Source organism: Roseixanthobacter liquoris, assembly GCF_043195135.2.
Lineage (GTDB): Bacteria > Pseudomonadota > Alphaproteobacteria > Rhizobiales > Xanthobacteraceae > NCEH01.
In genome coordinates this window covers 1,161,383-1,185,112 of record NZ_CM195537.1, presented here as the reverse complement: position 1 = coordinate 1,185,112, position 23,730 = coordinate 1,161,383, and the positions used below count along the sequence as shown (strand labels likewise).

The following is a 23,730-nucleotide window of genomic DNA, read 5'->3' as shown; positions in this document are numbered from 1 at the left end:
GGCCCCATATAACGCACAACCATGCGTCCGGACGAACTTCTGCACCCCGCCCCGGGTGGACTTTATTGTCCCAAGGGGGATTTCTTCATCGATCCGACGCGCGCCGTGCCGCGCGCGCTCATCACCCACGGGCATAGCGATCACGCCCGCGCGGGCCACGGCCATGTGCTCGCCACCCGCGAGACGCTGGACCTGATGGCGATCCGCTACGGCGCGAATTTCGCCGGCGCGACCCAGGCCATCGCCTATGGGGAGAGCGTGGAGATCGGCGGCGTCACCGTCACCGCCCACCCCGCGGGTCATGTGCTGGGCTCGGCCCAGTTCGCGCTCTCCTGGCGCGGCTGCACCATCGTCGCCTCGGGCGATTACAAGGATGCGCGCGACCCCACCTGCGCGACCTTCGAGCCCGTGCGCTGCCATGTGTTCATTTCGGAGGCGACCTTCGGCCTTCCGGTGTTTCGCCATCCCGATGCCGAAGCCGAGACCGCCAAGCTGATGAATTCGCTGCATGTGTTTCCCGAGCGGGCGCACATCGTCGGCGCCTATTCGCTGGGCAAGGCGCAGCGCGTCATGGCGCTGCTGCGCGCGGCGGGGCATTCGGCCCCGATCTACATCCACGGCGCGCTGGAGAAGATCACCGCCTATTACCAGGCGCGCGGCATTCCGCTCGGCGACATCCGGCTGGCGAAGGGGACCAGGAAGGCCGATTTCGCCGGCGCGGTGGTGATCGCCCCGCCCACCGCCATCACCGACATCTGGTCGCGCAATTTTCCCGATCCGGTCACCGCCTTTGCCTCCGGCTGGATGCGGGTCCGCGCCCGCGCCCGCCAGCGCGGCATCGAATTGCCGCTGGTGATTTCCGACCATGCGGACTGGGACGGGCTGACCGCCGCCATCTCCGCCACCGGCTGCGAGGAAGTGTGGGTGACCCACGGCGCCGAGGACGCGCTGGTGCATTGGGCCATGACCCGGCAATTGCGCGCCCGCCCGCTCCACATGGTGGGCTATGGCGAGGAGGAGAACGAGGCTGCCCCAGCGGCGCCCGCGCCGGAGGCGGGAGAATGAACCGCTTCGCCGCCTTGCTCGATCGCCTGTCCTACGAAAGCGGGCGCAACGCCAAGATCCGCCTGATGGCGGATTATTTCGCCACCACCCCGGACCCGGAGCGCGGCATCGCGCTCGCCGCGCTCACCGGCGCGCTGTCCTTCGCCAATGCCAAGCCGGGCCTCGTGCGCGCGCTGATCCAGGAGCGGGCGGACCCGGTTCTGTTCGCCATGTCCTATGATTATGTGGGCGACCTCTCGGAAACCGTCGCCCTCATGTGGCCGCTGCCGGAAGGCGCGGCGCCGCCGGACCATGCGCCGCTTCTGTCCGAGATCGTCCATGGCCTGGAAACACTGCCGAAGCGCGCTTTGCCGGGCCAGCTCGCCGACTGGCTGGACGGGCTCGACGACACCGGCCGCTGGGCGCTGCTGAAGCTGATCACCGGCGCGCTGCGGGTGGGCGCCTCGGCGCGCCTCGCCAAGACCGCCGTGGCCTCGCTCGGCGGCATCGCGCCGGACGAGGTGGAACTGGTGTGGCCGGGCCTCGCCCCGCCCTATCTCGACCTGTTCGCCTGGGTGGAAGGCCGCGCGCCGCGCCCGGAAAACCTCGATCCCGCGCCGTTCCGCCCGGTGATGCTCTCCCACGCCATCGAAGAGGGCGATTTCCTCACCCTCGATCCCGCCGCCTTCACCGCCGAATGGAAATGGGACGGCATCCGCATCCAGGCGGTGGCCGGCCGCTCGCCCGAGGGCGAAAGGATCGTGCGCCTCTATTCCCGCACCGGCGAGGACATCTCGCCCGCCTTCCCCGACCTCGTGGAGGCGCTCGATTTCGTGGGGGCGATAGATGGCGAGCTGCTGGTGGTGCGGGACGGGCGGGTGCAATCCTTCAACGTGCTCCAGCAGCGGCTGAACCGCAAAACCGTCACCGCGAAGATGCTGCGCGACTATCCCGCCCATCTGCGCGCCTACGACCTGCTGGTGGAAGCGGGCGAGGACCTGCGCGAGCGCCCGTTCGCCGAGCGGCGGGCGCGGCTCTCCGCCCTGATCGCGCGCACCGCCGCGTCCCGGCTCGACCTCTCTCCCCTGGTGCCGTTCGCGAGCTGGGAGCAGCTCGCCGCCGCCCGCGCCGATCCCGCCTCCGCCGGCGCGGGGGTGGATGCGGAGGCGGTGGAAGGGGTGATGCTGAAGCGCGCCGACAGCCTCTATCTGCCCGGCCGGCCGAAGGGCCCCTGGTGGAAGTGGAAGCGCGACCCCCACACGGTGGATGCGGTGCTCATGTATGCCCAGCGCGGCCACGGCAAGCGCTCGTCCTATTATTCCGACTACACGTTCGGCGTGTGGACGCAGGGCGAGGGCGGCGAAACCCTGGTGCCCGTGGGCAAGGCCTATTTCGGCTTCACCGACGAGGAATTGCTGGCGATCGACAAATTCGTGCGGGAAGCGACCGTCAACCGCTTCGGCCCGGTGCGCGAGGTGCTGCACGAGCCGGACGCCGGGCTGGTGCTGGAGATCGCCTTCGAGGGGCTCGCCCGCTCCACCCGCCACCGCTCGGGCATCGCCATGCGCTTTCCCCGCATCGCCCGCCTGCGCTGGGACAAGCCGCCGCGCGAGGCCGACCGGCTGGAGACGCTGGAGAAGCTGCTGGGGGCGGAGGGGTGAGCCGGCGCCAACGCCCTATTGCGTCGCCCAGATGATGCGGGCGACCCACAGCACGTCGGCGGCGGGGATCTGGCGATCCTCATATTCGCGATTGAGCGAGCGCAGGTCCACCGTGCGCGGGGTCATGCGCACCAGCTCCTTGGCGAGCACCTCGCCGTCGCGGGTCTTCACCACCACCCGGTCGCCCCGGCGCGGCGTGGCGGCGGGGGACACGATGACGATGTCGCCCTCGCGATAGAGCGGCTGCATGGAATCGCCGGAAATCTCCAGGGCATAGGCATGCTCGTCGCCCACCTCGGGAAACAGCAGCTCGTCCCATCCCCCGCCCACCGGGAAGCCGGCATCGTCGAAGAAGCCGCCCTTCCCAGCTTGGGCGAAGCCGATGCGCGGAATGGTGCGGGCGAGGCGCGGCGGCGGCACCGGGTCCTCGGCCAGACCGACGTGGCGGTGGATGCCCTCGCCATTGCCGTCGAGCAAGGCGGTGAAATCATCGATGCTGGAGCCGGTGGCGGCGAGCACCTTGGCGAGGCTCTCGGTGGAAGGCCAGCGCGGCCGCCCGTCCGGCGTAATGCGTTTCGACCGGTTGAAAGCGGTCGAATCCAGGCCCGCCCGCTTGGCGAGCGCCGAAGCGGAAAGGCCATGCTGCGCGGCGAGGCGGTCGAGGGCGCCCCAGACTTGACCATGAGTGAGCATGCGCATCCCGTGGACGCAAAACGATCCGTATCCGACGCGGCCGGAGGTATTTCCTTCCGCGTCATCCTGACCCGACCTGCCGGAACACTTTCGAAACCAAACTGTGACCGAAAACGCCCGAATCCTAGGAAAATAAGTTCAGAAAGCCCGAAAGTCCAGGAATTAAGTCCGATTCATCAACGGAACCGGGTGAGATCTTGGCTGGCGCGCCGGCGGTCCGCGCGCTACATGGCAGCATGATCCAACGTGACCGCCTGATCTTCAAGATCTGTTCAACCCCCTTGTGGACAGTTGCGGAAGCCGCCGGCCGTTTTGACGGCGCCCCGGTGGACCATGCCGACGGCTACATCCATTTCTCCACCGCCGCCCAGGCCCGCGAAACCGCCGCCAAGCACTTCGCGGGACAGGAAAATTTGCTCCTGGTCGCGGTCGAGGCCGCGGCGCTCGGGGAGGCGCTGAAGTGGGAGGTCTCGCGCGGCGGCGCGCTGTTTCCCCACCTTTATGCCGCGCTCCCCCTCGCCGCCGTCGCCTGGATCCGCCCCCTGCCGCTCGGCGCCGACGGGGCGCATATATTCCCCGTTGAGATGTCCGCGCCTTAAGCGGAAAACGTGCGGTTCAGCAAAGCCGGCAGGCGCAGGGCCTGGAGGCCCCCGCGCGCCCCGAGGAACACCAGGAAGGCGAGCCACAGCCCTTCGTTTCCGAGTGGCCGCAGCACAAAGAACGACCCGAGATACAGCGCCAGCGACAGCAGCATCAGATTGCGCATGTCGCGCGACCAGAGCGCGCCGATATAGATGCCGTCGAACGCATAGGCCGCCACCCCCACGACCGGCAGAATGGCGGCGAAGATCAGGAATTCCCGCGCCATCCCCCGCACTTGCGGATTGGTGGTCATGAGATCGACGATCGCCGGCCCGGCCACGAGATAGAGCGCGCAGGCCACCAGGGCAAAGCCGAAGCCCCACATCAGCACGAGGCGCACCGCGCGCCCGAAGGCGGGCCGGTTGCGCGCGCCCACCGCCTGCCCGCAAATCTGCTCGGCGGCGGTGGCGAACCCATCGAGAAAATAGGCCGCCAGCAGAATCATGTTGTTCAGCAGGGCATTGGCGGCAAGCACCACGTCGCCCGCCCGCGCGCCCTGGGCCGCGAAGAAGCTGAAGCCGGCCAGCAGCGCGGCGGTGCGGATCATGATGTCGCGGTTCAGCACGAAGGTCGCCGTCAGCCGCGCGCGGTCGAACAGGATCGCCTGCGGCACCGCGAGGCGGAACTTCAGCAGGCGGGCACAGAGCAAGAGTCCCGCGAGCGCACCAAGGGTTTCCGCGAGAAGCGTTCCCGCCGCCGAGCCCGCGACGCCCCAGCCGAGCCCGAGCACCAGGATCACCGTCGCCGCCATGTTCACCAGGCTGATGCCCACCTGGATCGCCAGCGCGTGCCCGGTGCGGCCGATGCCGGTGAGCCAGCCGACGAGCGCATAATTGGCGAGCGAGAACGGCGCCGCCCAGATGCGGATATGGAAATAGGCCGCCACCGCCGCATCCACCGCCGGGCTCGCCCCCGCCAGCGCCCGTGCGCCGAAGCCGATGGGCCATTGCAGCAGGATGAGGGCGAGCCCGCAGGCCAGCGCCAGCCCCAGCGCCCGCGCGGCGACCGCGCGGGTCTCCACGGCATCGCCCTGCCCCAGCGCCTGGGCGGCGAGGCCCACCGTGCCCATGCGCAAAAACCCGAAGCCCCAGAACAGGAAATCGAAGATCACCGCGCCCAGCGCCACCCCGCCCATGAGCGCGGCATCGCCGAGCCGGCCCACCACCGCCGTGTCCACCACGCCCAGCAGCGGCGTGGTGAGATGGGCGATGGTCATGGGCAAGGCGATCGCCAGCACGCGGCGGTGCGAGACGTCCACCGGGCGCGGCGCCTCCTCGGACCGGGGCGCGGCGGCGCGCGGCGGTGCCTGGATTTCAACGGATGTCATGATCGCGCTTTCCCCGCGCCGGGCTCACCGGCTGCCGCGCACGAGGCGCAGGATCAGCCACAGCGGGAAAACGATCACCGCGCCCAGCAAGAAATAGCGCCACAGGCGCTCGAAGGCATCGAAGCCGAAGGTGAAGAGATTCTCCACCAGATGCCGCAGGCTGGAGAGCAGGTTGCGCGGATCGAGCCCGAGGGCTGCGAGAATCACCCCCACCACCACCGACAGCACGATCAGCCGCACCAGCACCAAAGCGGGCGAGCCGCCGAAGAAGCGGGTCAGCTGGTTGTTTCCCTCGGCCATGGCGCGCTCCCGGGTCGGCACAGGCGCCCATTTAGCACGCGCCGCCGAACCGCGGGAACCTGTTCCCGCGCTGTGCCGAGGGGCGGGAACCTGTTCCCGCCCCGGGCCGCGACACGGGCGCGTTCAGGCGCCGGGCTGGCGCACGACCCGCAGATAGGGCTTCACGGTGGTCCAGCCCTCGGGGAATTTCTCCTTCGCCGCCGCATCCGAGACCGAGGGGACGATGATGACGTCCTCGCCCTGCTTCCAATCCACCGGGGTGGCGACGGAATGCTTCGCGGTGAGCTGGAGCGAATCCAGCACCCGCAGGATTTCCTGGAAATTGCGGCCGGTGGAGGCGGGATAGGTGAGGGTCAGCTTCAGCTTCTTGTCCGGCCCGATGATGAACACCGCGCGCACGGTGGCGGTGTCGCTGGCATTGGGGTGGATCAGGTCGTAGAGGCCGGAGACGGTCTTGTCGCTGTCGGCGATCAGCGGAAAATTGAGCTGCGCGCCGGTGGCGTCGGCGATGTCGCTCACCCATTGCGGGTGATTTTCCAGCGTGTCGACGGACAGGCCGATGACCTTCACGTTGCGCCTGTCGAATTCGCCCTTGAGGTGCGCCACCTGCCCGAGCTCGGTGGTGCAGACCGGCGTGAAATTCTTGGGATGGGAAAACAGGATGCCCCACGAATCCCCAAGCCATTCATGGAAGCGCACCGGGCCTTCCGTGGTCTGGGCGGTGAAATCGGGAACCACGTCCCCCAAGCGAAGCGACATCACGGCTCTCCTAATTTACAAATAAACAACGTTATTATATTTATTGTACGCTTACATTAGGAGAGATGTGAAGACGCCCGAGCCTTTCAGCCTGCGGCGCGTTCGCGCAGCGTTTCGTAGAAGGCGATGTCGTCGCTCAGCAGCGCGCGCAGGCGCCCGGTCAGCGCCGGGTCGCACCGCAGGTCTTCCACGGCGCGCGCATAGTCCGGGGTCGTATTGGTGTTTTCACGGCCCAGGTGCAAGGTCACGCCGAGCGCTTTTTCGAGGCGGGCCATGTCCTGCGCGGCCGTTTCGTAAAAGCCGATGAAATCAAAAGACGCCATGTCCACGTCGCGGAAGAAAAGGCCGGTGTAGAAAGAGCGAATGCTCGGCAAATGCGCGAAATCTTCCAGGGAGAGATCTTGTTCGTACACGTAGTCGCGCACCGGATTCTGCCCCTGCCCGCCATCGCGCCGCCAGAAATGATAATGGGAGATGAGGCGGGTCAGCGGGTCGCGCAGGAACGTCGCCCGCATGCGCGCCGGCAAGGTGCGGTATTTGTTGGGGTGGAAATGGCCGTGGACGATCCGGTAGGGAAAGCGCGTCCAATCCGCCGCCGCCCAGCGGGCGAAAAAGCGATCCGGGTCGATATTCATGGCGGAGGCGGGGTTTGCGACGCCGTCGGCATAATCCGCGAACACCGCCGCCTCGCCATAGGTGCGTTGAAGGGCGAGCCGCAGCGACGTGCCCGCGCATTTCGGGACATGAACCGAAACCAGTTCGACGCCGGCCATGTTCCTCTCCAACGCGGCGGGCCTCCCGGATGAACGCTCCGTGTCGCCCGAGCGGCCTATTCGGCCGCCGCCATGTCCCCCGCCAGGGCCTTGCGGATCAGCGCGCGGGTCTCGGGAATGCCGTAGATCTCCACGAACGAACCGAAGCGCGGCCCCTTCTCCAGCCCCAGCAGCACCTGATAGAGCGTGTTGAACCATTGCACCGAGACCCCCGGCCGCTCGGGCGTCGCGCCCTTGGCTTTCAGGTCCTGATAGCGCGCAATGGGGCGCGCGACATCGTAGAGCGCGGTCTGGATGTCGTCGGCGGTGGCGCCCGCGGGCAGCGCGGCGAGCGCGGCGTCCAGGGTGCCGAGCGCTTCGCGCTCCACCGCGTCCGGCGCGCGATAGACCTTGTTCGGCTTCACGAAGCTGTGGAAATACTTCACCGCATAGCCCACCAGCTCGTCGAGCTTGGGGTGGGTCTGTGCCGAGACGCCGGGAACGTGGCGGTTCAGGAAGCCCCACAACACCGCCGCATCCTCGGTATTGGAGGCCGAGGCGAGGTTCAGCAGCATGGTGAAGGACACCGGCATGTCCAGAAGCGGCGGCTCGCCCGAATGGATATGCCACACCGGATTGCCCAGCCGGTTCTTCCAATCCTGGGTGGGATAACGGCCGAGGAAGCTGAAATATTCGTCCACCGCCTTCGGGATCACGTCGAAATGCAGCTTCTTCGCCGAGCGCGGCGACTGGAACATGTAGAGCGCGAGGCTCTCCGGGCTGGCATAGGTCAGCCATTCGTCGATGGTGAGGCCGTTGCCCTTGGACTTGGAGATCTTCTGGCCGTTCTCGTCGAGGAACAGCTCGTAGACATAATGCTCGGGCGCCGTGCCGCCGAGGATTTCGCAGATCTTGTCATAGACCGGCGCATTGGTCTGGTGGTCCTTGCCGAACATCTCGAAATCGACGCCAAGCGCGGCCCAGCGCGCGCCGAAATCCGGCTTCCACTGCAATTTCACATGGCCGCCGGTGACCGGAACGGTCTTGTCCACCCCGTCCTCGTCGGTGAAGGTGATGGTGCCGGCCTTGGCGTCCACGGCCTTGAGCGGCACATAGAGCACCCGCCCGCTGGTGGGCGAAATCGGCAGGAACGGGCTGTAGGTGGCCTGCCGCTCCTCGCCGAGCGTCGGCAGCATCACCGCCATGATGGCGTCGTACTTCTCCGCCGCGCGCAGCAGCACCGCGTCCAGCTTGCCGGACTTGTAATAGTCGGTGGCGCTGGCGAATTCGTAATCGAAGCCGAACGTGTCGAGGAAGCGCCGCAGCATGGTGTTGTTGTGGTCGCCGAAGCTCGCATAATCCCCGCCGAACGGATTGGGCACGGAGGTCAGCGGCATCTGGAGATAGGGCTCCAGCGCGGCGCGGTCCGGCACGTTTTCCGGAATCTTGCGCATGCCGTCCATGTCGTCGGAGAAGCACAAGAGGCGGGTCTTGATCTTGTCCTCGGTGAGCACGCGGAAGGCGTGGCGCACCATGGTGGTGCGCGCCACTTCGCCGAAGGTGCCGATGTGCGGCAGCCCCGAGGGGCCGTAGCCGGTCTCGAACAGCACCTCGTCCTTGGGCCGGCGTTTCAGCCGCGCGACGATCTTGCGCGCTTCCTCGAACGGCCAGGCGGTCGCGGTCTCGGCGAACGCATGCAGTTCGGCGGCAAGGGTATCGGTCGGGGCGGGCGCCAGGCTCATGACGTGTCTCCGGTGGGCGCGCAGTGCGGGAAGGCGCGGACACTAGTGCGCGACGCCGCCGGAGGGAAGCACGGATGTTGCCCGAGGACCGCCCGGGATCACAGGGCCGGAATGAAATCCCCCCGCACGATGAGCAGGCGGCGCACCATCCGCTCCCCCTCGCCCGGCGGCGTGGTGAAGGCCATCACCTTCACGCCCGGCTTCAGCTCGGATGCGGTGGCGCCGGGCTCGAAGCGGACCAGCGAGGTCTCCGGCGTCACCAGCACCTTCTTTTCCGCGGAGCCGTATTTAAGGGTCAGCGTGTCGCCGTCCTTGGAGGTCACCTGCTGGGTCACGGCGGCATTGGTCATGGTGGTGCCGGGCCGGTCCCAGGGGCGCGAGCCCTCCCCCACGCCGCGCTGTTCCGGCGGGAAGACATGGATCGAGACCGCGCGATCCACGCCGTCGGGCGCGGGCACCGAGACCACCCCCACATAGGCGTCGGGCTTGATGTCCGCGAGCGTGATCTTGTTGACCCCGGTGAATACGGTGGCCTCGGCGAGGGTCAGCTTGGTCGCGCCGTCCTTGGTGTCGAGCGTCAGGTCGCGGCCCTCCACGGCGAGGATCGAGCCGCGTACGATCGACAGCGGCGGCTGCTGGGCCGCCGCCGGAACGGCGAGCAGCGCGAGCACGAGGGAGACGGCGGGCAGGATGGGAAGGCCGGGCATGCGACCCTGAAGGCGTCGGAACATGAAGATCTCCATGACCCATGAAACATGCGGCGCATGTGAAGCCCGTTCCGCGCCGGATGCATTACACGCTCGCGTCAACGCCCCTTGGGGAAGGCGCAGGCCGGTTTGCCGAAGGCGCGGGCTTGACGCGCGCGGCGGCGCGCAGGACCGTCCGCTTTCAGAGCGTGACGGGGGAGGAAAACTCATGTTCGGGCTGAGCTGGAGCGAGATCCAATTGTTCCTGATCCGGGTCTATGTGGGCCTCGATTTCATCCCGCATTTTTCCGAGAAGCTGTTCGAGGGTCCCGGCCCGCGCGGCGAGGACATCGCCGCCTTCCAGCACATGGGCGTGCCGGCGCCGGCGGTCATGGTGCTCCTGGCCGGCCTGTGCGAGCTCGCCGCCTTCTTCGGCCTGACCTTCGGCTTCTGGACCCGCCTCGCCGGGCTCGGCACCGCGCTCTATCTGATCATCGCGCTCGCCCTGGGCGGCCATTTCCAGAACGGCTTCCTGTGGGTGAATGCCGGCGGCGGGTGGGAGTTCGCGGCCTTCTGGGCGTTCGTCTGCGCCAGCTTCGTGCTCACCGGCGGCGGCCCGCTCTCGCTCGATGCCGTCGTGCGCCGCCTGCCGGGCGTGCCGCCCCTGCTCCGGCGCCTCTCGGCCTAGGATCGGCCGACCCTCGCCGCAGCGGCTAGTAAAGTCCCACCGGGAACCAGCGCAGATAGAGATCGGTATAGATACCCTTCTCCCAGAGCCGCTGGAGCGCATAGTCGATGGCGCGGCGCACCTGGTCGTTGCCGGGCTTCACCGCCACCGCCAGCCCGTCGCCGAAATAGCGGCTCTCGGTGAACGGCCCGCCGGTGAAGGCGCAGCAGCCCTGCGAGGAGGAGCCGTTCAGCCACAGCGCGAGGCTGATGGCGTCGCCGAACAGCAGGTCCACCTTGCCGGTGCGCAACGCCTCGCGGGCCGCCTGGGCATCGGGATAGGGGCGGATCGCCGCCTCGTTGAAGAACGCCCGCAGATAGGCTTCGTGCGCCGTGCCGGCGACGACGGCCACGCTCTTGTTGGCCACCTGCTCCGGCGTCGCCTCGGCGAGGCCCTGCCCCTTGCGCGCGACGAAGCGGGCCGGCGTGCCGAGATAGCGCTCGGTGAAATCCGCGCGCTGGCGGCTCGCGGCGGTCGCGGCGAGCCCGGCGATGGCGGCATCCGCTTTATTCTGGTCGAGGCCATCCAGCAGCGTGTCGAACGGCACCGCCTGGATGGTGCAGGAAATGGCGAGTTCCGCGCAGATGGCGCGCGCGAGATCCACGTGGAATCCCATCAAGGCCCCGTCGGAGGACAGGAAATTGAAGGGCGGATAATCGTCCGTGGTCAGGAAGCGCAGGTTGCCCGGCAGGCGCGAGGCATCGGGGCGCTCCACCCGCCGCTCGGGATTCCAGAAGCTGGGCACCAGCGCGCCCGCCCGCGCCGAGGGGACCACGGAAGGGGACGCCGAAGGGGGCGCCGAGGGGGCCGCAGGAGGGGGCGCGGTCTGCGCGCGCACCGGCGCGGCGGGCCACAGCAGCGCTGCCAGCAGGAACACGACGCCCAAAATATCACAGGTTGCAGCGGCTGGCCCTTGCTTCTGTTTCATCGTACCGTTCTGCCAGTTGCAGGGGGCTGCGGGGGGAACTCTGGGTGGGCAAGGACGCGCGACGCCACATGGCCCGTGCGCATGATACGCATGCGCGTGACGGATTTGCGCCGGGATGGCCGCGGACGCAAGAGGGGGCGCATCACCGCCCGATGGATCGGGCGGCAGGTCCGGAGCCGGCGGAGCAAGCGCCGGACGCGCCCGCGCCTCCCCGCGCGGCACCTCCCGCCCCCCACGGGCGCAGGGTCGAGGCCCCCGGCGAGGCCCGCCTGCCAGCCGAACTCGCCGCATTGCGCGGCCTGCTGCCCGAGGCGACGCTCGCCGCCGCGCTGGCGCGCGCCCGCCATCTCGGCGTCGGCGGGGACGAGGTGCTGATCGCCGCCGGCCTGATCGATCCCGAGGCTGCCAGCGCGGCCCTTGCCGCCCATCTCGGCCTGCCGCGCGCGGTGCTGCCGCGCCGCCTGCCGCTCGATGCGGACGGCGCACGCGGGGCGCTGCGCACCGGCATGCTGGCGCAGCAGGACCCCCTGCGGGGCACCCTCTTCACCTTGTGCCCGCGCGGGCATGGCGCCCGTCGGCTGGCGCGCGCGGTGGCGCAGGACCCCGGCCTTGCCGCACGCACATCGGTTCTCGCGCCCGAGCGCCTGCGCGCCTATCTCGCCCGGCACGCGGGGCCGGCGCTGACCCGGCAGGCCGCCTTCGACCTGCGCCGGCGCATGCCGCGCTTTTCCGCTGCCCTGATCTCACCGATGCGCATCCTCGCGGGGCCGCTGCTGCTCCTGGCCGCGCTGTTCGGAACCGGCCTTCTCGCCACGCCGCAGGCGACGCTGCTGGTCGTGCAGGCGGTGCTTTCCCTGCTGTTCCTCGGCGCGATCGCCCTGCGCCTCGCCGCCTGCTTCATCACGCCCGAGCCGGACGGCCCGTGCCGGCTCGGCGACCACCATCTGCCGATCTATACCGTGATGGTGCCGCTCTATCGCGAAGCGGCGGTGCTGCCGCGGCTCGTTGCCGCCCTGACGGCGCTGGAGTATCCGCCCGAGAAGCTGGACATCAAGCTGGTGGTGGAGGAGGACGACCGGCAGACGCGCGAAGCGCTGCACCGCCTGGCGCTGCCGGCGCGGTTCGAAATCATCCCGGTGCCCGCCATCGGCCCGCGCACCAAGCCCAAGGCGCTGAACGCCGCCCTGCCGTTCGCGCGCGGGCAATTCCTGGTGGTCTATGATGCCGAGGACATTCCCGAGCCGGGGCAATTGCGCGCCGCGTTGGCCGCGTTCCAGAAGGGCGGGCCGCGCCTCGCCTGCGTCCAGGCGCGCCTCGCCATCGACAATGGCGGGGACAGCTGGATCAGCCGGCAGTTCGCGCTGGAATATGCCGCGCAGTTCGATGTCATCCTGCCCGCCGTCGCGGCGTTCGGCCTGCCCCTGCCGCTCGGCGGCACCTCGAACCATTTTCGCCGCAGCGTGCTCGAAGGGGTCGGGGCGTGGGACCCGTTCAACGTGACGGAAGATGCCGATCTCGGCCTGCGCCTCGCGCGCAAGGGCTGGCGCACCGAGGTGATCGCCTCCACCACCCTTGAGGAGGCGCCGGCGCATGTGCGCACCTGGCTGCGGCAGCGCACGCGCTGGATGAAAGGGTGGGCGCAGACGCTGCTGGTGCACGGGCGCGATCCGCGCCGCCTGCTGCGCGAGCTGGGTGCGGGCCAGACGGCGGGGGCGAGCCTTCTGCTCGCCTTTCCCTTCGTCGCGGCGCTGCTGCACCCCTTGTGCGTGGCGGTGCTGGGCTGGGATCTCGCGCGCGGTGCCCTCGGCGGCACGGTGTCCGGCCTGTCGGACCTGCTGATCTCCGCCCTCAGCTACACCAATCTCGCGTTCGGCTATGGCGGGGCGGCGGTGCTGGCGCTCTGCGGGGCGCGGCGGCGCGGCCTGTTGCGCAGCCTCTGGGTTCTGCCCCTGCTGCCGCTCTATTGGCTGATGCTGTCCCTCGCCACTCTGCTGGCGCTGGCGGAGCTGATCCGCGCGCCGCACCAATGGAACAAGACCGAGCACGGCCTTTCCACCCGCCCGCCCGCGCGGCCCGCGCCGGCCGGCCCCCGCGCGCCTCAGATCAAAGGAAGCGCCGCAGATCGGCCGCCGCCTCGGCCGGCGACCGCTTGAGATTGAACGGGGCGACGAACGCCCCGGTCTTGTCCATCAGATAGACCACGGCGGTATGGTCCATGGTGTAGTCGCCGCCCTCGAGCGGCACCTTCTTGGAATAGACGCGATAGCCGCGCTTCACCGCATCCACCTGCTCGGGCGTGCCGGTGAGGCCCTTGAGCTGGGGGGAGAAGCTGGACAGATAGGATTTCATCACCTCCGGCGAATCCCGTTCCGGGTCCACCGTGATGAAATAGGCCTGGAGCTTGTCCCCATCCGGCCCCAGCGCGGCGAACACCTCGGACATCTCGAACAAGGCGGTCGGGCACACGTCCGGGCAATGGGTGAAGCCGAAGAAGATCAGCGAGGGCTTGCCCTTCAGCGCGTCCTGCGTCACCGCCGCGCCGGTCTGGTCCACGAGCTGGAACGGCCCGCCGATGGTGGCGACGGCCGCCACCGGATTTTGCTGCTGCGCCGGCAGCAGGGCGGTGGTCACGGCCACCAGGATCGCTGCGCCCGCGAGGAAGCTCGCGAACAGGACGAAGATCTTGGTGCGGGGGGACATGACGACCTCGTTTCAGGCCCGGCGGGCGCGCGCGGGCAAGGCCGGTGCGCACGGGCGGAAAGGATAAGGCGCGGCGAGATGGCGCCCGCCGTGATTAGACGCGCCCGCAAACACGGTCCATCGGACCGATGGGCGCAGGACCGCCCCGCGCGGCGGATACGGGCCCGATGGCGCTGGGCACGGAACCCGCTTTGCGCGCCGAACACCGCCCTGCGCGCCGGTGCGCGGCCGGGGCGCCCTCACAGGCAGGTGCCGAAGCCGTTGGTGAGCATATCGAGGAAAACCGCCGGCCCGTGCACGACCCAGAGCAGGCCCGCCCCGGCGAGCAGGGCCGCCGCGACCATCGCCATGGCCGCGAGCGCCAGCGATTGCCCGGCGAATGCCGAAGCGGCCGGCGCAGGCGCGTATCCCGGCGCTGCTGCCGCCCAGTCGGTGCCGCTTGCTCCCTCGCGCATCCCCGTCATGGCAAAACCGTCCCTGTCCCGGCATGGCTGCCGGAGCCAGATAAGCCTACAGCGCAGACGGCCCCGCGCCAAGGCGAGCAATGTCAAAGGTTTGTGTGTGCGCCCGCCGGCGCGGCCCCGCCCGGTCGCACCGTTGACGCACCGGACCGGCCCGCCTAGTTTGGCGGCATGTCTTTTTCGGAGAGCAAGAACCGGCGTGCCGGTGCGGCGATGCTGCGAATTCTCCGCCCGGTCGATCTCATCGGCCGGGCACGATAACGCGCATCCTGCTTCTTCTTCCTTCTTCGGAACCGACTTCCATGACCTCCCCCTGCTGCGCGCCGGCCGGCGACGCGACCTATCGCCTCGTGCTCGAGGCCGAACCCGAGTCCAACGTGCTCCTGCGCCTCCTCGAACCCTTCGTGATCCACAACGTGCTGCCCGATCATCTCGACGTGGCGCGGCTGGAGGACGGCATCAGCGTGGAACTGCTGTTCCGCGCGCCGGAGGCCGTGGCCGAACGGCTGGAGGCCCGCATGCAGGCCATGGTCGGCGTGCGCGACGCCCTGTGCGAACGCGCCGTGCCCCTCGCCCAGCGGCGCGCCGCCGGCGTCGCGGCCTGACGGACCGGGCATGGGCAGCATCATCGCCGATATCGCCGTCGTCATCCTGCCGGTGTTCGGCATCGTGGCGATGGGATTTGCCGCCGCGAAGACCCGGCTGATATCGGACAAGGCCTCCGACGGCCTGGCCGAATATGTGTTCGGCCTGTCGGTGCCGATCCTGATCTTCAAGACGCTGAGCGAATCCAAGATGCCGGATGCTCAGCCGTGGGGCTATTGGATCGCCTATTTCACCGGCGCCTTCGTCGCGTTCGGCATCGCCATGCTGGTGGCGCGCTACGTGTTCCACCGCAGCCATACGGAGGCGGTGATCCACGGATTTTCCGCCGGCCAGGCCAATACGGTCTTTCTCGGCGTGCCGCTGATCCTCAAGGCCTATGGCGAGGAAGGCGCGGTGCCGCTGTTCCTGCTGATCGCGATCCACCTGCCGATCATGCTGGTGGCGGCGACCGTGCTGGTGGAAGGCGGCTCCGGCCTCTCCTGGGCGACGGGCAAGCGGCTCGTGCGCACGCTCGCCTTCAATCCCATCCTGATCGGCATCTATGCCGGCGGGCTCGGCCGGGTGCTGGGCATCCAGACCACCGGCGTCATCAAGCAGATCCTCGATCTCGTGGCCGCCTCCGCCTCGCCCTGCGCCTTGATCTCGCTCGGGCTGGCGCTGAACCGCTACGGCATCTCCGGGGATCTCGGGCCGAGCACCTTCATCTCCTTCATGAAGCTGATCATCCATCCCCTGCTGGTCTATCTGCTCACCCTGGTGCTGCCCATGCCGCCGGTCTGGGCGGGGGTGGCGGTGCTGTTCGCGGCGATGCCGTGCGGCATCAACGCCTATCTGCTGGCCCAGCGCTATGGGATCGGGGTGCATACCAGCGCGAGCGCGGTCTCGCTGTCCACCGTGCTCGGCCTGTTCACCATCGCCCTGTGGCTCTATGTGCTCGGCGTCGGCTGAAGGCGGCGCGGTGTAGCGAGAGCGGCGCCGGCGCGAGCGCGGGCTTGGGGTTCAGGCTTGGGTTTCGGGGGCGGTATCGGCCGCCCGGCCGCCTCGCCGAAATTCATGCGAGGAGCTTCGCCCGAAATCGCGGCTTGGTCCACGAAACAGGCGCGGAGGCGGGCCACCAAACCGCAGTTCGTCTACGCCAAGCCATTGTTTCACGTGAAACATTTTTAGGAAACGCGGGCATGGGCGCGGTTTTTCCTGCACGTTTCGGCTAGGCAGAAAGGCCGAGCCGCCGCCGGATGTCGACCGGCCCCTCGCCCGCCTGCCGCAGATGATCCAGGCTCGCCGCCCCCTCGCTTTTCGAGAGCTTGCGGCCGTCCGCCCCCAGCACCAGGCGATGGTGATGATAGACCGGCGCCGGCAGCCCCAATAATTCCTGCAACACCCGGTGCACCGCGGTCGCCGCGAACAGGTCGCGCCCGCGGATCACATGGGTGATGGCCTGCGCCGCATCGTCCAGCACCACGGCGAGGTGATAGCTCGCCGGCACATCCTTGCGCGCCACCACCACATCGCCCCAGGCGGCCGGGTCCGCCGCCTGAAGAACCGGCGGGTCGCGCGGCGTTTCGCGGGCCTCGCTCCAGGCCAGCGGCGCGCCGATCCGCGCCAGGGCGGCGGCCATGTCCAGCCGCAGCACGAACGGGGCCCCCTCGGCGCGCAGGCGCGCACGCGCGGCGGCAGTCATGGAATCGCGCGCGAAGGGATAGAGCGGCGCCCCATCCGGATCGCGCGGCCAGGGGCCTTCGGCTTCCTTCTGCGCCACCGCCTGGGCGATCTGGGCCCGGCTTTCGAACGTGGGATAGAGCAGCCCGTCGCGCTCCAGCCGGTCGAGCGCCTCGGCATAGAAGGCGAGATGCTCCGATTGCCGGCGGGGCGGGGCGGCCGGGAGAATGCCGAGCCAGTCCAGATCCGCGCGGATCGCCCGCTCGAAGGCCGGGCGGGATCGGGTGGCGTCGATGTCCTCGATGCGCAACAGGAAATCGCCGCCCGCTTCCGCCGCCGCCTCGGCATTGAGGAAGGCGGACAGGGCATGGCCGAGATGCAGGCGGCCATTGGGACTGGGGGCGAAACGGCAGGTAAACCGCATGGAAGAAGCGAACCGCAGGGAAGAGGCGAAGCGCAGGGGAGCGGCAGGACATCCAGGAAAGGATATATGCCGCAGGACTGCGGTCCTGTCGCGTCCCATGAACACGGGCCGGCGATGCCCGGCGCCCGCGCTGGCCAAACGGGCAGGGCGATGATTTCATCCCGCCCGCCCCGCGGCAGGCGGATGGCTTGAGGACCAAGGCGCCATGACAGACCGCTCCCCCGCCCCCCTCGCGGCATCGCCCCTGGAGCCGCGCCTTGAGCGGCAGGCGGATTTCGACCAGGCCCTCGACCGGCTTCTGGCCCTGGACCCGCGCCTTGCCCCATTGGTGGATTTCGCCGGCCGCCCGGCCCTGCGCCGGCGCGCCCCGGGGTTCGCGGGGATGATGGCGATCGTGGTGGCGCAGCAATTGTCGGTCGCCGCCGCCCGCTCCATCTCGGCACGCCTCGATCTCCTGTTCGGCGGGCCGGCAACCCCCGACGCGCTGCTCGCGGCAACGCCCGAGCAGCTGCGGGCCGCCGGGCTTTCCGCGCCGAAGATCCGCACCCTCACCGGCATCGCCCGCGACCTCGTGTCCGGCGCGGTGGATCTCCATGCGGTGGCGCATATGGAGGCGGACGCGGCAGCCGCCTATCTCACCAAGCTGCCCGGCATCGGCCTGTGGAGCGCGGACATCTATCTCCTGTTCTGCCTCGGGCGCGCCGATGCGTTCCCGCACGGCGACCTCGCCCTGCAGGTGGCCGCGGGCGAAGCCTTCGACTTGCCCGGCCGCGCCTCGGCCCTGGGTCTATGGGCGATCGCCGAGGATTGGCGGCCCTATCGCGGCGTGGCGGCGCAGGTGCTCTGGGCCTATTATGGCGCCAAGCGCGCCCGCGCCGGCGTGCCCACCTGAGACTTTCCACCCTAGGCTTCCCACCCGGGACGTCCCACCCGAGGCTCCCCGCCCATGCCCGTCCTGGACAGCCCCCGCCTGCCGCCCCGTTCGGGCGGCGCGCCCGATTCGCTGGTCATCCTGCTGCACGGCTACGGCGCCGACGGGCGGGACCTGATCGACCTCGGCAGCGCCTGGGCGGAGCTGCTGCCGGACACCGCCTTCGTCTCGCCCCACGCGCCCGACCCCTGCGAGGGCGCGCCCATGGGCCGGCAATGGTTTCCGCTCGGCGACATGGACCCGCACGACATGGTGCGCGGCGTGGCGCATGCCGCCCCGGGCCTGCATCGCCTGATCCAAAGCGAATTGCAGCGCGCCCGCCTGCCCGCGAGCCGGCTCGCGCTGGTGGGCTTCAGCCAGGGCTGCATGATGGCGCTCTCGGTGGCCCTCGCCATGCCGCAGCCGCCCGCCGCCGTGGTGGGCTATTCCGGCCTGTGGGTTGGCGCGCCCGATGCAGCCGCCGGCGGCATCGCGCCGCCGATCCTGCTGCTGCACGGCACCGACGACACATTGATTCCCGCCCAGGCCCTGTTCCAATCGGCCTACGGGCTCGCGGGCGCGGGCATTCCGGTCGAGTGGCATCTCAGCCATGGCCTTGGCCATGGGATCGACGACAGCGGCCTTGCCCAGGGCGGACTGTTCCTCGCCCAGCGGCTCGCCGCCGGCTGAGACGATGCACCGGACGGCTTCACAAGAATGACACGGAGAATATAGAGTATCGCGGCGCACCGGGCAGGCTTGGTTTGATTCGGTGCCATGGAGGGCGAGGAGTTCGATCCTTGACCGCTGCGTTACCATCTGGGGCTTGGCCGGCACTGGTGCTCAATGCGGACTACCGTCCGCTGAGCTACTATCCCCTGTCTGTCTGGTGCTGGCAGGATGCCATCAAGGCGGTGTTCCTCGACCGCGTGAACATCGTCGAATATTACGACAAGGCGGTGCGAAGTCCGGGCATAGAGATCCGGCTTCCGAGCGTGCTGTCGTTACGCACCTTCGTAAAGCCCGCCCGGCACCCGGCTTTCACCCGCTTCAACGTTTTCCTGCGCGACCGCTTCACCTGCCAATATTGCGGCTCGCGCGACGATCTCACCTTCGATCACCTCATTCCGCGCTCCCGTGGCGGCCAGACGACCTGGGACAATGTGGTGACGGCGTGCTCGCCGTGTAATCTGCGCAAGGGCAGCGACATGCCGGCGCATTCGGGCATGTGGCCCCATCAGGTGCCGTTCCAACCCACGGTGCACGACCTGCACCAGAACGGCCGCCACTTCCCGCCCAATTATCTGCACGAGAGCTGGCTCGACTATCTCTATTGGGACACCGAACTGGAGCCGTAGGCTCCGGCCTCAGGCCGCGATGGCGCGCCGCGCCGGGCCCCTGCCGCGCAGGCCGATCAGCGCGACGCCGGCAAGCCCGAGGGCGATCAGCGCGTTCCATCCGGCCATGGAGATGCCCATCAGGCGCCAGGCCGCCTCGTCGCAGCGGGGCACATGGGCGGTCTTGAGGGCGGACATAATGTCGCTGACCACCAGGGGGGTGCCCGAGGTGCAGGCGGTCGGCCCCTGCCAGAAGCGCCATTCCACCCCGGCGTGAAAGATGGCGATTCCCGCGTCCACCAGCATCAGCAGCGCCAGCACCGCAAGCCCGGCCCGCGCGAGCCCGGCGCATCCGCGATGCGCGGCATAGGCCGACAGCAGGCCGATGGGTATCGCTGCGTAATAGGGCAGGCGCTGGTCGAGGCACAGGGGACACGGGGCAAGTCCCACCACCAGCTGGAAATACCAGGCCGCGGCCAGGGCCGCCGCCGCGCCGGCGGATACCACCAGGCAGGCCGTGATCGGCGCGCGCAGATCGATCAAATGCGTGGTCCTCATGTCTGCGGGCGGTCGCGAAGACCGCCGGCGCGAAGCCTTGCAACGGCGCGCGCCGGCGGCGCAAGTCACAAGCAAGGCATTGGTGTCGTTGACTTACATTAGTACAGCTACAATCTATAATGGTGGCAATTCGCGGCGCGATCCGCTATTGAGATTGATCAGCGCCTTCCGGAGCCTTGTACCGCTGTCGTTAAGGCCACATGTTTCATTGAAGAGTGCAGAACCGCAGATGTCCGACATGTCCCGCTTCAGAGCCAGCCTCATGAGCCCTGCCGTCGCCCCTCGCGGCGCGGTGGAGGACGGTGACGCGGTGCTGCCGGTGGCCCAGTTGCGGGATATCTCATCCACGCGTCGCACCGGATGCCCGTTCCATGACGTGCGCGAGATGCTGCGCGAGGTGGGCCTGCGGCCGACCCGGCAGCGCCTCGCCCTCGGCTGGCTGCTGTTCGCCAAGGGCGACCGCCACGTGACGGCGGAAATGCTGCACGAAGAAGCCATCCGCGCCCGCTTCCCGGTTTCCCTCGCCACCGTCTACAACACCTTGCACCAGTTCACCGAAGTGGACCTGCTGCGCGAGGTGGCGGTGGACGGCTCCAAGACCTATTTCGACACCAATGCCTCGGACCATTACCACTTCTATGTGGAAGGCCATAACGAGCTGGTGGATATTCCCACGGCCCATGTGGGCGTCGACCGCCTGCCCGAGCCGCCGGAAGGCTTCGAGGTTGCCCGCGTGGACGTGGTCGTGCGCCTGCGCCGCAAGGCCCTCGGCAAGAGCTGAGCGCTCCGGCCCAAGCGCCAAGGGTGATGTGAGCCCAAGGGGTGAACCCGAGGGGTCGCGTGCCCCGGGCCGAGCGTTCCGGTATCCCGCCTGATGAAACCCGGCTTGAAATCATAGCCCCCGCCCGCGCGGGGGCTTTTTCGTGCGAGACGGGCGCCTCGGCGGACGGGAGCCGGCCGCAGGCGGGCTCACTCCACCTTTTCGTCCGGATAGACGCCCCACAGATTGCCCTGCTCGATGAAGCCGTCGAAGCCGGGGCCCGTGATGCGGCACCATTTCCCGTCGCAGGATTTCACGGTGGCGAGGACTCGCGGCTCCAGCTGCGCGGTCGCCCGCGCATTGGCGTCCGCGCTCGCGCGCAGCACCGCCGTGCCGCTCTTCAGCCAGGGCGACACCAGGGCCGTGCGGCGACCCGAGAGCATGGAGTGATAGACCCAGCCCTCCGAGCCATCCACGTCGCGGATGCGGCGCCAGGTCTCGAATTCGGCGGTGATTTCCACCGGCAGGCCGGCGCGCGAGAAGATCCAGGACACGTCCTGATCCTTGTTCGGCCCGGTGCGCACATTCACCTTGTCGGCCTTCAGCGAGACAAAACGCGGCACCGGCAGGCCGCTTCCGGCATCGTCCGCCGCATGGGCCGCACCGCCGAGGAAGGAGGTGGCCGCCAACACCAGCAGGAGAGCCATCGCGCGTGCCGGAAGAGACTGACGTTTGCTCGCCTGCATGATCCGCTGATCCTCTCCGCTCAGTGAAATCGCGTGCCTGAAGTGCGCCTGCACCCGCACATCGTCAAGGGTCGCCGCGCGCATACCCTTTGTGTTTCCTCGTCTGTCTGCTAGACGGGACGAGAAGGGTTAAAAAACCGGGAACGGGGAAGATTATGGCGCGTCGCAAACCCCTCGTTGTCGTCACGCGGAAGCTGCCTGACACGGTCGAGACGCGGATGCGCGAACTGTTTGACGCGCGTCTGAACGTCGATGACGTGCCCATGGATCATGCCGCTCTGGTGGAGGCCGTGCGCACCGCGGACGTGCTCGTGCCCACCGTGACCGACAAGATCGATTCGGCCGTGATGTCGCAGGCGGGCGAGAATCTCCGCCTCATCGCCAGCTTCTCCAACGGCGTCGATCACATCGATGTGGCAAGCGCCCTGGCGCGGGGCATCACCGTCACCAACACCCCCGGCGTCCTCACCGAGGACACCGCCGACATGACCATGGCGCTCATTCTCGCCGTGCCGCGCCGGCTGGCCGAGGGCGCGCAGATCATCACCTCGGACCCCGAGGAATGGAACGGCTGGGCGCCCACCTGGATGCTCGGCCGGCGGATCTGGGGCAAGCGCCTCGGCATCGTCGGCATGGGCCGCATTGGCCAGGCTGTGGCGCGCCGCGCCAAGGCGTTCGGCTTGCAGATTCATTATCACAACCGCCGCCACCTGCCCGCCGCCACGGAAGAGGCGCTGGAAGCGACCTATTGGGACAGCCTGGACCAGATGCTGGCCCGCATGGACATCGTCTCGGTCAATTGCCCGCACACGCCGGCCACCTATCACCTGCTCTCGGCCCGCCGCCTCAAGCTGCTGAAGCCCGACGCCTATGTGGTGAACACGGCGCGCGGCGAGGTGATCGACGAAAACGCCTTGACCCGCATGCTGGAAGCCGGCGAAATCGCCGGCGCGGGCCTCGACGTGTTCGAGCATGAGCCGGCGGTGAACCCCAAGCTCGTCAAGCTCGCCCGCCAGGGCAAGGTGGTGCTGCTGCCGCACATGGGTTCGGCGACCCTGGAAGGCCGCATCGACATGGGCGAGAAGGTCATCGTCAACATCAAGACCTTCATGGACGGCCACCGCCCGCCGGACCGCGTGCTGCCCTCCATGCTGTGAGGAGTGGCTGCGCGCGGCGCTTTTGGCCCGCTCGTTATCGCTTGGACTTCCCCCTCCCCAGCCCTCCCCCGCAAGCGGGAGAGGGAGCAGATGGCATGGCCACGCGTTGAGTTGACGCCTGGCGGGTCCTTGATGATGGCGCCGCTTATCCCCTGCCCGATCCGGTCAGAGCCGCGATCTCTCTCTCCCGCTTGCGGGGGAGGTTGAGGAGAGGGATTTCGTGGCGGCAAGATCAAGACGGACCGGATTCCGGAATAACCGCCCCCTCACGCCGCCTTCACGTGCTCCGACAGATCGGTGATGCGCGTTCCCGTGCCGGTGAGCGGGTTTTCCGGGTCATAGGCATAGCTCAGAGTCTCGAAGCGCATGGAGCGGGCGTCGATCATCAGCAGCTTGCCCACCAGCCCCTCGCCGAAGCCGACGATGGCGCGGATCACCTCCAGGGCCGCGAGCGAACCGGCCAGCCCGGCCAGGGCGCCGAGCACGCCGGCTTCCGCGCAGGGCGCGACCGTGCCGGGCGGCGGCGGCTCGGGGAACAGGCAGCGATAGGTCGGGTTCGGCGTGCCGTCCGGCCCGGTCTCATGGGCGCGGAGGGTCGTGAGCGTCGCATCGAAAGTGCCGAGCGCCGCCGTCACCAGCGGCTTGCCCGCCAAGACGCAGGCGTCCGAGACCAGATAGCGGGTGGCGAAATTGTCCGAGCCGTCCACCACCACGTCCACGTCGCGAATCAGATCGAGCGCGTTGCCGGCGTCGAGCCGCCCCTGATGCAGCACCATTTCCACATGGGGGTTGAGAGCGGCCACCGCATCGCGCGCGCTCTCCACCTTGGGGCGGCCGATATCCTGCGTGCGGTGGATCACCTGTCGCTGAAGGTTGGAGAGCGAGACCTCGTCGTCGTCCACCAGCACCAGCGTGCCCACGCCCGCCGCCGCCAGATACAGCAGCACCGGCGCGCCGAGCCCGCCCGCGCCCACCACCAGAACCCGCGCGGCCTTCAGCTTCTGCTGGCCCGGCCCGCCCACGTCGTGCAGCACGATGTGGCGGGCGTAGCGCTCGATCTCGTCCGTGGAAAACGCCATTCACCTGTCCCTCGTCCCGCCGGCCTCATCCATAGATAGGAGATCGGGCGCGCATGCCCAGTGCGGGCCGGC

Annotated in this window: 26 protein-coding genes; 12 read left to right on the top strand and 14 right to left on the bottom strand. The window is 68.8% G+C overall.

Annotation, left to right across the window (positions count from 1 at the left end; genetic code table 11):
- The first annotated feature begins 21 nt into the window (after positions 1 to 21).
- Together V5F84_RS05340 and V5F84_RS05335 are read left to right on the top strand one after the other, a co-directional pair.
- On the top strand, positions 22 to 1,065 hold the full coding sequence (locus V5F84_RS05340; protein ID WP_394043689.1) for a ligase-associated DNA damage response exonuclease: 1,044 nt from the start codon (positions 22 to 24) through the stop codon (positions 1,063 to 1,065).
- A complete protein-coding gene (locus V5F84_RS05335; protein WP_394043688.1) occupies positions 1,062 to 2,705 on the top strand; it encodes a cisplatin damage response ATP-dependent DNA ligase in 1,644 nt (547 codons plus the stop codon). The genes V5F84_RS05340 and V5F84_RS05335 overlap by 4 nt, the downstream gene beginning before the upstream one ends.
- A 15-nt stretch (positions 2,706 to 2,720) precedes the next feature.
- Here V5F84_RS05335 and V5F84_RS05330 read toward each other — a convergent pair whose 3' ends face one another.
- Positions 2,721 to 3,398 carry a S24 family peptidase gene (locus V5F84_RS05330; protein WP_394043687.1) on the bottom strand — a complete coding sequence of 226 codons (678 nt, stop codon included), beginning with the start codon at positions 3,396 to 3,398 and terminating at the stop codon, positions 2,721 to 2,723.
- A 236-nt stretch (positions 3,399 to 3,634) separates the two neighbouring features.
- Here V5F84_RS05330 and V5F84_RS05325 point away from each other — a divergent pair, with 236 nt between their 5' ends.
- Positions 3,635 to 3,997, top strand: a complete 363-nt coding sequence (locus V5F84_RS05325) for a DUF952 domain-containing protein (RefSeq protein ID WP_394043686.1) — start codon at positions 3,635 to 3,637, stop codon at positions 3,995 to 3,997.
- On the opposite strand, the gene V5F84_RS05320 is transcribed toward V5F84_RS05325, so the two are convergent.
- The 6 genes from V5F84_RS05320 to V5F84_RS05295 all read right to left on the bottom strand — a co-directional run bounded on the left by V5F84_RS05320 (position 3,994) and on the right by V5F84_RS05295 (position 9,651).
- Entirely contained in the window at positions 3,994 to 5,367 is a 1,374-nt protein-coding gene (locus V5F84_RS05320) for an MATE family efflux transporter (protein WP_394043685.1), read from the bottom strand. The genes V5F84_RS05325 and V5F84_RS05320 overlap by 4 nt on opposite strands.
- Positions 5,368 to 5,391: 24 nt before the next feature.
- Positions 5,392 to 5,667 (bottom strand): DUF6460 domain-containing protein, encoded by a 276-nt coding sequence (locus V5F84_RS05315; RefSeq protein ID WP_394043684.1) that lies wholly within the window; start codon positions 5,665 to 5,667, stop codon positions 5,392 to 5,394.
- Between the two features lie 123 nt (positions 5,668 to 5,790).
- Positions 5,791 to 6,426: a peroxiredoxin gene (locus tag V5F84_RS05310; RefSeq protein ID WP_394043683.1), complete on the bottom strand. Its 636-nt coding sequence runs from the start codon at positions 6,424 to 6,426 to the stop codon at positions 5,791 to 5,793.
- Between the two features lie 86 nt (positions 6,427 to 6,512).
- Positions 6,513 to 7,199, bottom strand: a complete 687-nt coding sequence (locus tag V5F84_RS05305; protein WP_394043682.1) for a sulfotransferase family 2 domain-containing protein — start codon at positions 7,197 to 7,199, stop codon at positions 6,513 to 6,515.
- A 56-nt stretch (positions 7,200 to 7,255) separates the two neighbouring features.
- Positions 7,256 to 8,920: a lysine--tRNA ligase gene (locus V5F84_RS05300; protein ID WP_394043681.1), complete on the bottom strand. Its 1,665-nt coding sequence runs from the start codon at positions 8,918 to 8,920 to the stop codon at positions 7,256 to 7,258.
- Between the two features lie 98 nt (positions 8,921 to 9,018).
- A complete protein-coding gene (locus V5F84_RS05295) occupies positions 9,019 to 9,651 on the bottom strand; it encodes a hypothetical protein (protein WP_394043680.1) in 633 nt (210 codons plus the stop codon).
- Positions 9,652 to 9,835: 184 nt separating this feature from the next.
- On the opposite strand from V5F84_RS05295, the gene V5F84_RS05290 reads away from it, so the two are divergent.
- Positions 9,836 to 10,294, top strand: a complete 459-nt coding sequence (locus V5F84_RS05290) for a DoxX family protein (protein WP_394043679.1) — start codon at positions 9,836 to 9,838, stop codon at positions 10,292 to 10,294.
- A gap of 25 nt (positions 10,295 to 10,319) precedes the next feature.
- On the opposite strand, the gene V5F84_RS05285 is transcribed toward V5F84_RS05290, so the two are convergent.
- Positions 10,320 to 11,261: a transporter substrate-binding domain-containing protein gene (locus V5F84_RS05285; protein ID WP_394043678.1), complete on the bottom strand. Its 942-nt coding sequence runs from the start codon at positions 11,259 to 11,261 to the stop codon at positions 10,320 to 10,322.
- Between the two features lie 152 nt (positions 11,262 to 11,413).
- Here V5F84_RS05285 and V5F84_RS05280 point away from each other — a divergent pair, with 152 nt between their 5' ends.
- Entirely contained in the window at positions 11,414 to 13,414 is a 2,001-nt protein-coding gene (locus tag V5F84_RS05280) for a glycosyltransferase (RefSeq protein ID WP_394043677.1), read from the top strand.
- On the opposite strand, the gene V5F84_RS05275 is transcribed toward V5F84_RS05280, so the two are convergent.
- On the bottom strand, positions 13,365 to 13,961 hold the full coding sequence (locus V5F84_RS05275; RefSeq protein ID WP_394043676.1) for an SCO family protein: 597 nt from the start codon (positions 13,959 to 13,961) through the stop codon (positions 13,365 to 13,367). The genes V5F84_RS05280 and V5F84_RS05275 overlap by 50 nt on opposite strands.
- Before the next feature lie 239 nt (positions 13,962 to 14,200).
- Complete coding sequence (locus V5F84_RS05270) at positions 14,201 to 14,425, bottom strand: hypothetical protein (RefSeq protein ID WP_394043675.1); 225 nt, start codon at positions 14,423 to 14,425, stop codon at positions 14,201 to 14,203.
- A gap of 299 nt (positions 14,426 to 14,724) precedes the next feature.
- On the opposite strand from V5F84_RS05270, the gene V5F84_RS05265 reads away from it, so the two are divergent.
- Together V5F84_RS05265 and V5F84_RS05260 are read left to right on the top strand one after the other, a co-directional pair.
- Positions 14,725 to 15,027 carry a hypothetical protein gene (locus V5F84_RS05265; protein ID WP_394043674.1) on the top strand — a complete coding sequence of 101 codons (303 nt, stop codon included), beginning with the start codon at positions 14,725 to 14,727 and terminating at the stop codon, positions 15,025 to 15,027.
- A gap of 10 nt (positions 15,028 to 15,037) precedes the next feature.
- Positions 15,038 to 15,976 carry an AEC family transporter gene (locus V5F84_RS05260; RefSeq protein WP_394043673.1) on the top strand — a complete coding sequence of 313 codons (939 nt, stop codon included), beginning with the start codon at positions 15,038 to 15,040 and terminating at the stop codon, positions 15,974 to 15,976.
- A gap of 259 nt (positions 15,977 to 16,235) precedes the next feature.
- Here V5F84_RS05260 and gluQRS read toward each other — a convergent pair whose 3' ends face one another.
- Complete coding sequence (gene gluQRS / locus V5F84_RS05255) at positions 16,236 to 17,111, bottom strand: tRNA glutamyl-Q(34) synthetase GluQRS (protein WP_394043672.1); 876 nt, start codon at positions 17,109 to 17,111, stop codon at positions 16,236 to 16,238.
- Positions 17,112 to 17,316: 205 nt separating this feature from the next.
- On the opposite strand from gluQRS, the gene V5F84_RS05250 reads away from it, so the two are divergent.
- From V5F84_RS05250 to V5F84_RS05240, 3 genes are all read left to right on the top strand, one after another.
- Positions 17,317 to 18,003, top strand: coding sequence for a DNA-3-methyladenine glycosylase family protein (locus V5F84_RS05250; RefSeq protein ID WP_394043671.1), 687 nt, complete (start codon positions 17,317 to 17,319; stop codon positions 18,001 to 18,003).
- A 54-nt stretch (positions 18,004 to 18,057) separates the two neighbouring features.
- Positions 18,058 to 18,711, top strand: a complete 654-nt coding sequence (locus V5F84_RS05245; protein ID WP_394043670.1) for an alpha/beta hydrolase — start codon at positions 18,058 to 18,060, stop codon at positions 18,709 to 18,711.
- 110 nt (positions 18,712 to 18,821) lie between these two features.
- Positions 18,822 to 19,379 carry an HNH endonuclease gene (locus tag V5F84_RS05240; protein WP_348844008.1) on the top strand — a complete coding sequence of 186 codons (558 nt, stop codon included), beginning with the start codon at positions 18,822 to 18,824 and terminating at the stop codon, positions 19,377 to 19,379.
- 9 nt (positions 19,380 to 19,388) lie between these two features.
- Here V5F84_RS05240 and V5F84_RS05235 read toward each other — a convergent pair whose 3' ends face one another.
- Positions 19,389 to 19,901, bottom strand: a complete 513-nt coding sequence (locus V5F84_RS05235) for a disulfide bond formation protein B (protein WP_394043669.1) — start codon at positions 19,899 to 19,901, stop codon at positions 19,389 to 19,391.
- A gap of 277 nt (positions 19,902 to 20,178) precedes the next feature.
- On the opposite strand from V5F84_RS05235, the gene irrA reads away from it, so the two are divergent.
- Entirely contained in the window at positions 20,179 to 20,697 is a 519-nt protein-coding gene (gene irrA, locus V5F84_RS05230; protein WP_394043726.1) for an iron response transcriptional regulator IrrA, read from the top strand.
- A gap of 188 nt (positions 20,698 to 20,885) precedes the next feature.
- Here the strand turns inward: irrA and V5F84_RS05225 are convergent, their stop codons facing one another.
- Positions 20,886 to 21,422, bottom strand: coding sequence for an SH3 domain-containing protein (locus V5F84_RS05225; RefSeq protein WP_394043668.1), 537 nt, complete (start codon positions 21,420 to 21,422; stop codon positions 20,886 to 20,888).
- Between the two features lie 155 nt (positions 21,423 to 21,577).
- Here V5F84_RS05225 and V5F84_RS05220 point away from each other — a divergent pair, with 155 nt between their 5' ends.
- A complete protein-coding gene (locus V5F84_RS05220; RefSeq protein WP_394043667.1) occupies positions 21,578 to 22,579 on the top strand; it encodes a 2-hydroxyacid dehydrogenase in 1,002 nt (333 codons plus the stop codon).
- A gap of 266 nt (positions 22,580 to 22,845) precedes the next feature.
- Here the strand turns inward: V5F84_RS05220 and V5F84_RS05215 are convergent, their stop codons facing one another.
- Entirely contained in the window at positions 22,846 to 23,658 is an 813-nt protein-coding gene (locus tag V5F84_RS05215; protein ID WP_394043666.1) for a HesA/MoeB/ThiF family protein, read from the bottom strand.
- Positions 23,659 to 23,730 lie beyond the last annotated feature (72 nt).

What these genes read in the sequence shown, in the direction of transcription:
- V5F84_RS05340 (WP_394043689.1), top strand. Translation starts at nt 22, where the DNA reads ATGCGTCCGGACGAACTTCTGCACCCCGCCCCGGGTGGACTTTATTGT.
- V5F84_RS05335 (WP_394043688.1), top strand. Translation starts at nt 1,062, where the DNA reads ATGAACCGCTTCGCCGCCTTGCTCGATCGCCTGTCCTACGAAAGCGGG.
- V5F84_RS05330 (WP_394043687.1), bottom strand. Translation starts at nt 3,398, where the DNA reads ATGCTCACTCATGGTCAAGTCTGGGGCGCCCTCGACCGCCTCGCCGCG.
- V5F84_RS05325 (WP_394043686.1), top strand. Translation starts at nt 3,635, where the DNA reads ATGATCCAACGTGACCGCCTGATCTTCAAGATCTGTTCAACCCCCTTG.
- V5F84_RS05320 (WP_394043685.1), bottom strand. Translation starts at nt 5,367, where the DNA reads ATGACATCCGTTGAAATCCAGGCACCGCCGCGCGCCGCCGCGCCCCGG.
- V5F84_RS05315 (WP_394043684.1), bottom strand. Translation starts at nt 5,667, where the DNA reads ATGGCCGAGGGAAACAACCAGCTGACCCGCTTCTTCGGCGGCTCGCCC.
- V5F84_RS05310 (WP_394043683.1), bottom strand. Translation starts at nt 6,426, where the DNA reads ATGTCGCTTCGCTTGGGGGACGTGGTTCCCGATTTCACCGCCCAGACC.
- V5F84_RS05305 (WP_394043682.1), bottom strand. Translation starts at nt 7,199, where the DNA reads ATGGCCGGCGTCGAACTGGTTTCGGTTCATGTCCCGAAATGCGCGGGC.
- V5F84_RS05300 (WP_394043681.1), bottom strand. Translation starts at nt 8,920, where the DNA reads ATGAGCCTGGCGCCCGCCCCGACCGATACCCTTGCCGCCGAACTGCAT.
- V5F84_RS05295 (WP_394043680.1), bottom strand. Translation starts at nt 9,651, where the DNA reads ATGTTCCGACGCCTTCAGGGTCGCATGCCCGGCCTTCCCATCCTGCCC.
- V5F84_RS05290 (WP_394043679.1), top strand. Translation starts at nt 9,836, where the DNA reads ATGTTCGGGCTGAGCTGGAGCGAGATCCAATTGTTCCTGATCCGGGTC.
- V5F84_RS05285 (WP_394043678.1), bottom strand. Translation starts at nt 11,261, where the DNA reads ATGAAACAGAAGCAAGGGCCAGCCGCTGCAACCTGTGATATTTTGGGC.
- V5F84_RS05280 (WP_394043677.1), top strand. Translation starts at nt 11,414, where the DNA reads ATGGATCGGGCGGCAGGTCCGGAGCCGGCGGAGCAAGCGCCGGACGCG.
- V5F84_RS05275 (WP_394043676.1), bottom strand. Translation starts at nt 13,961, where the DNA reads ATGTCCCCCCGCACCAAGATCTTCGTCCTGTTCGCGAGCTTCCTCGCG.
- V5F84_RS05270 (WP_394043675.1), bottom strand. Translation starts at nt 14,425, where the DNA reads ATGACGGGGATGCGCGAGGGAGCAAGCGGCACCGACTGGGCGGCAGCA.
- V5F84_RS05265 (WP_394043674.1), top strand. Translation starts at nt 14,725, where the DNA reads ATGACCTCCCCCTGCTGCGCGCCGGCCGGCGACGCGACCTATCGCCTC.
- V5F84_RS05260 (WP_394043673.1), top strand. Translation starts at nt 15,038, where the DNA reads ATGGGCAGCATCATCGCCGATATCGCCGTCGTCATCCTGCCGGTGTTC.
- gluQRS (WP_394043672.1), bottom strand. Translation starts at nt 17,111, where the DNA reads ATGCGGTTTACCTGCCGTTTCGCCCCCAGTCCCAATGGCCGCCTGCAT.
- V5F84_RS05250 (WP_394043671.1), top strand. Translation starts at nt 17,317, where the DNA reads ATGACAGACCGCTCCCCCGCCCCCCTCGCGGCATCGCCCCTGGAGCCG.
- V5F84_RS05245 (WP_394043670.1), top strand. Translation starts at nt 18,058, where the DNA reads ATGCCCGTCCTGGACAGCCCCCGCCTGCCGCCCCGTTCGGGCGGCGCG.
- irrA (WP_394043726.1), top strand. Translation starts at nt 20,179, where the DNA reads ATGAGCCCTGCCGTCGCCCCTCGCGGCGCGGTGGAGGACGGTGACGCG.
- V5F84_RS05225 (WP_394043668.1), bottom strand. Translation starts at nt 21,422, where the DNA reads ATGCAGGCGAGCAAACGTCAGTCTCTTCCGGCACGCGCGATGGCTCTC.
- V5F84_RS05220 (WP_394043667.1), top strand. Translation starts at nt 21,578, where the DNA reads ATGGCGCGTCGCAAACCCCTCGTTGTCGTCACGCGGAAGCTGCCTGAC.
- V5F84_RS05215 (WP_394043666.1), bottom strand. Translation starts at nt 23,658, where the DNA reads ATGGCGTTTTCCACGGACGAGATCGAGCGCTACGCCCGCCACATCGTG.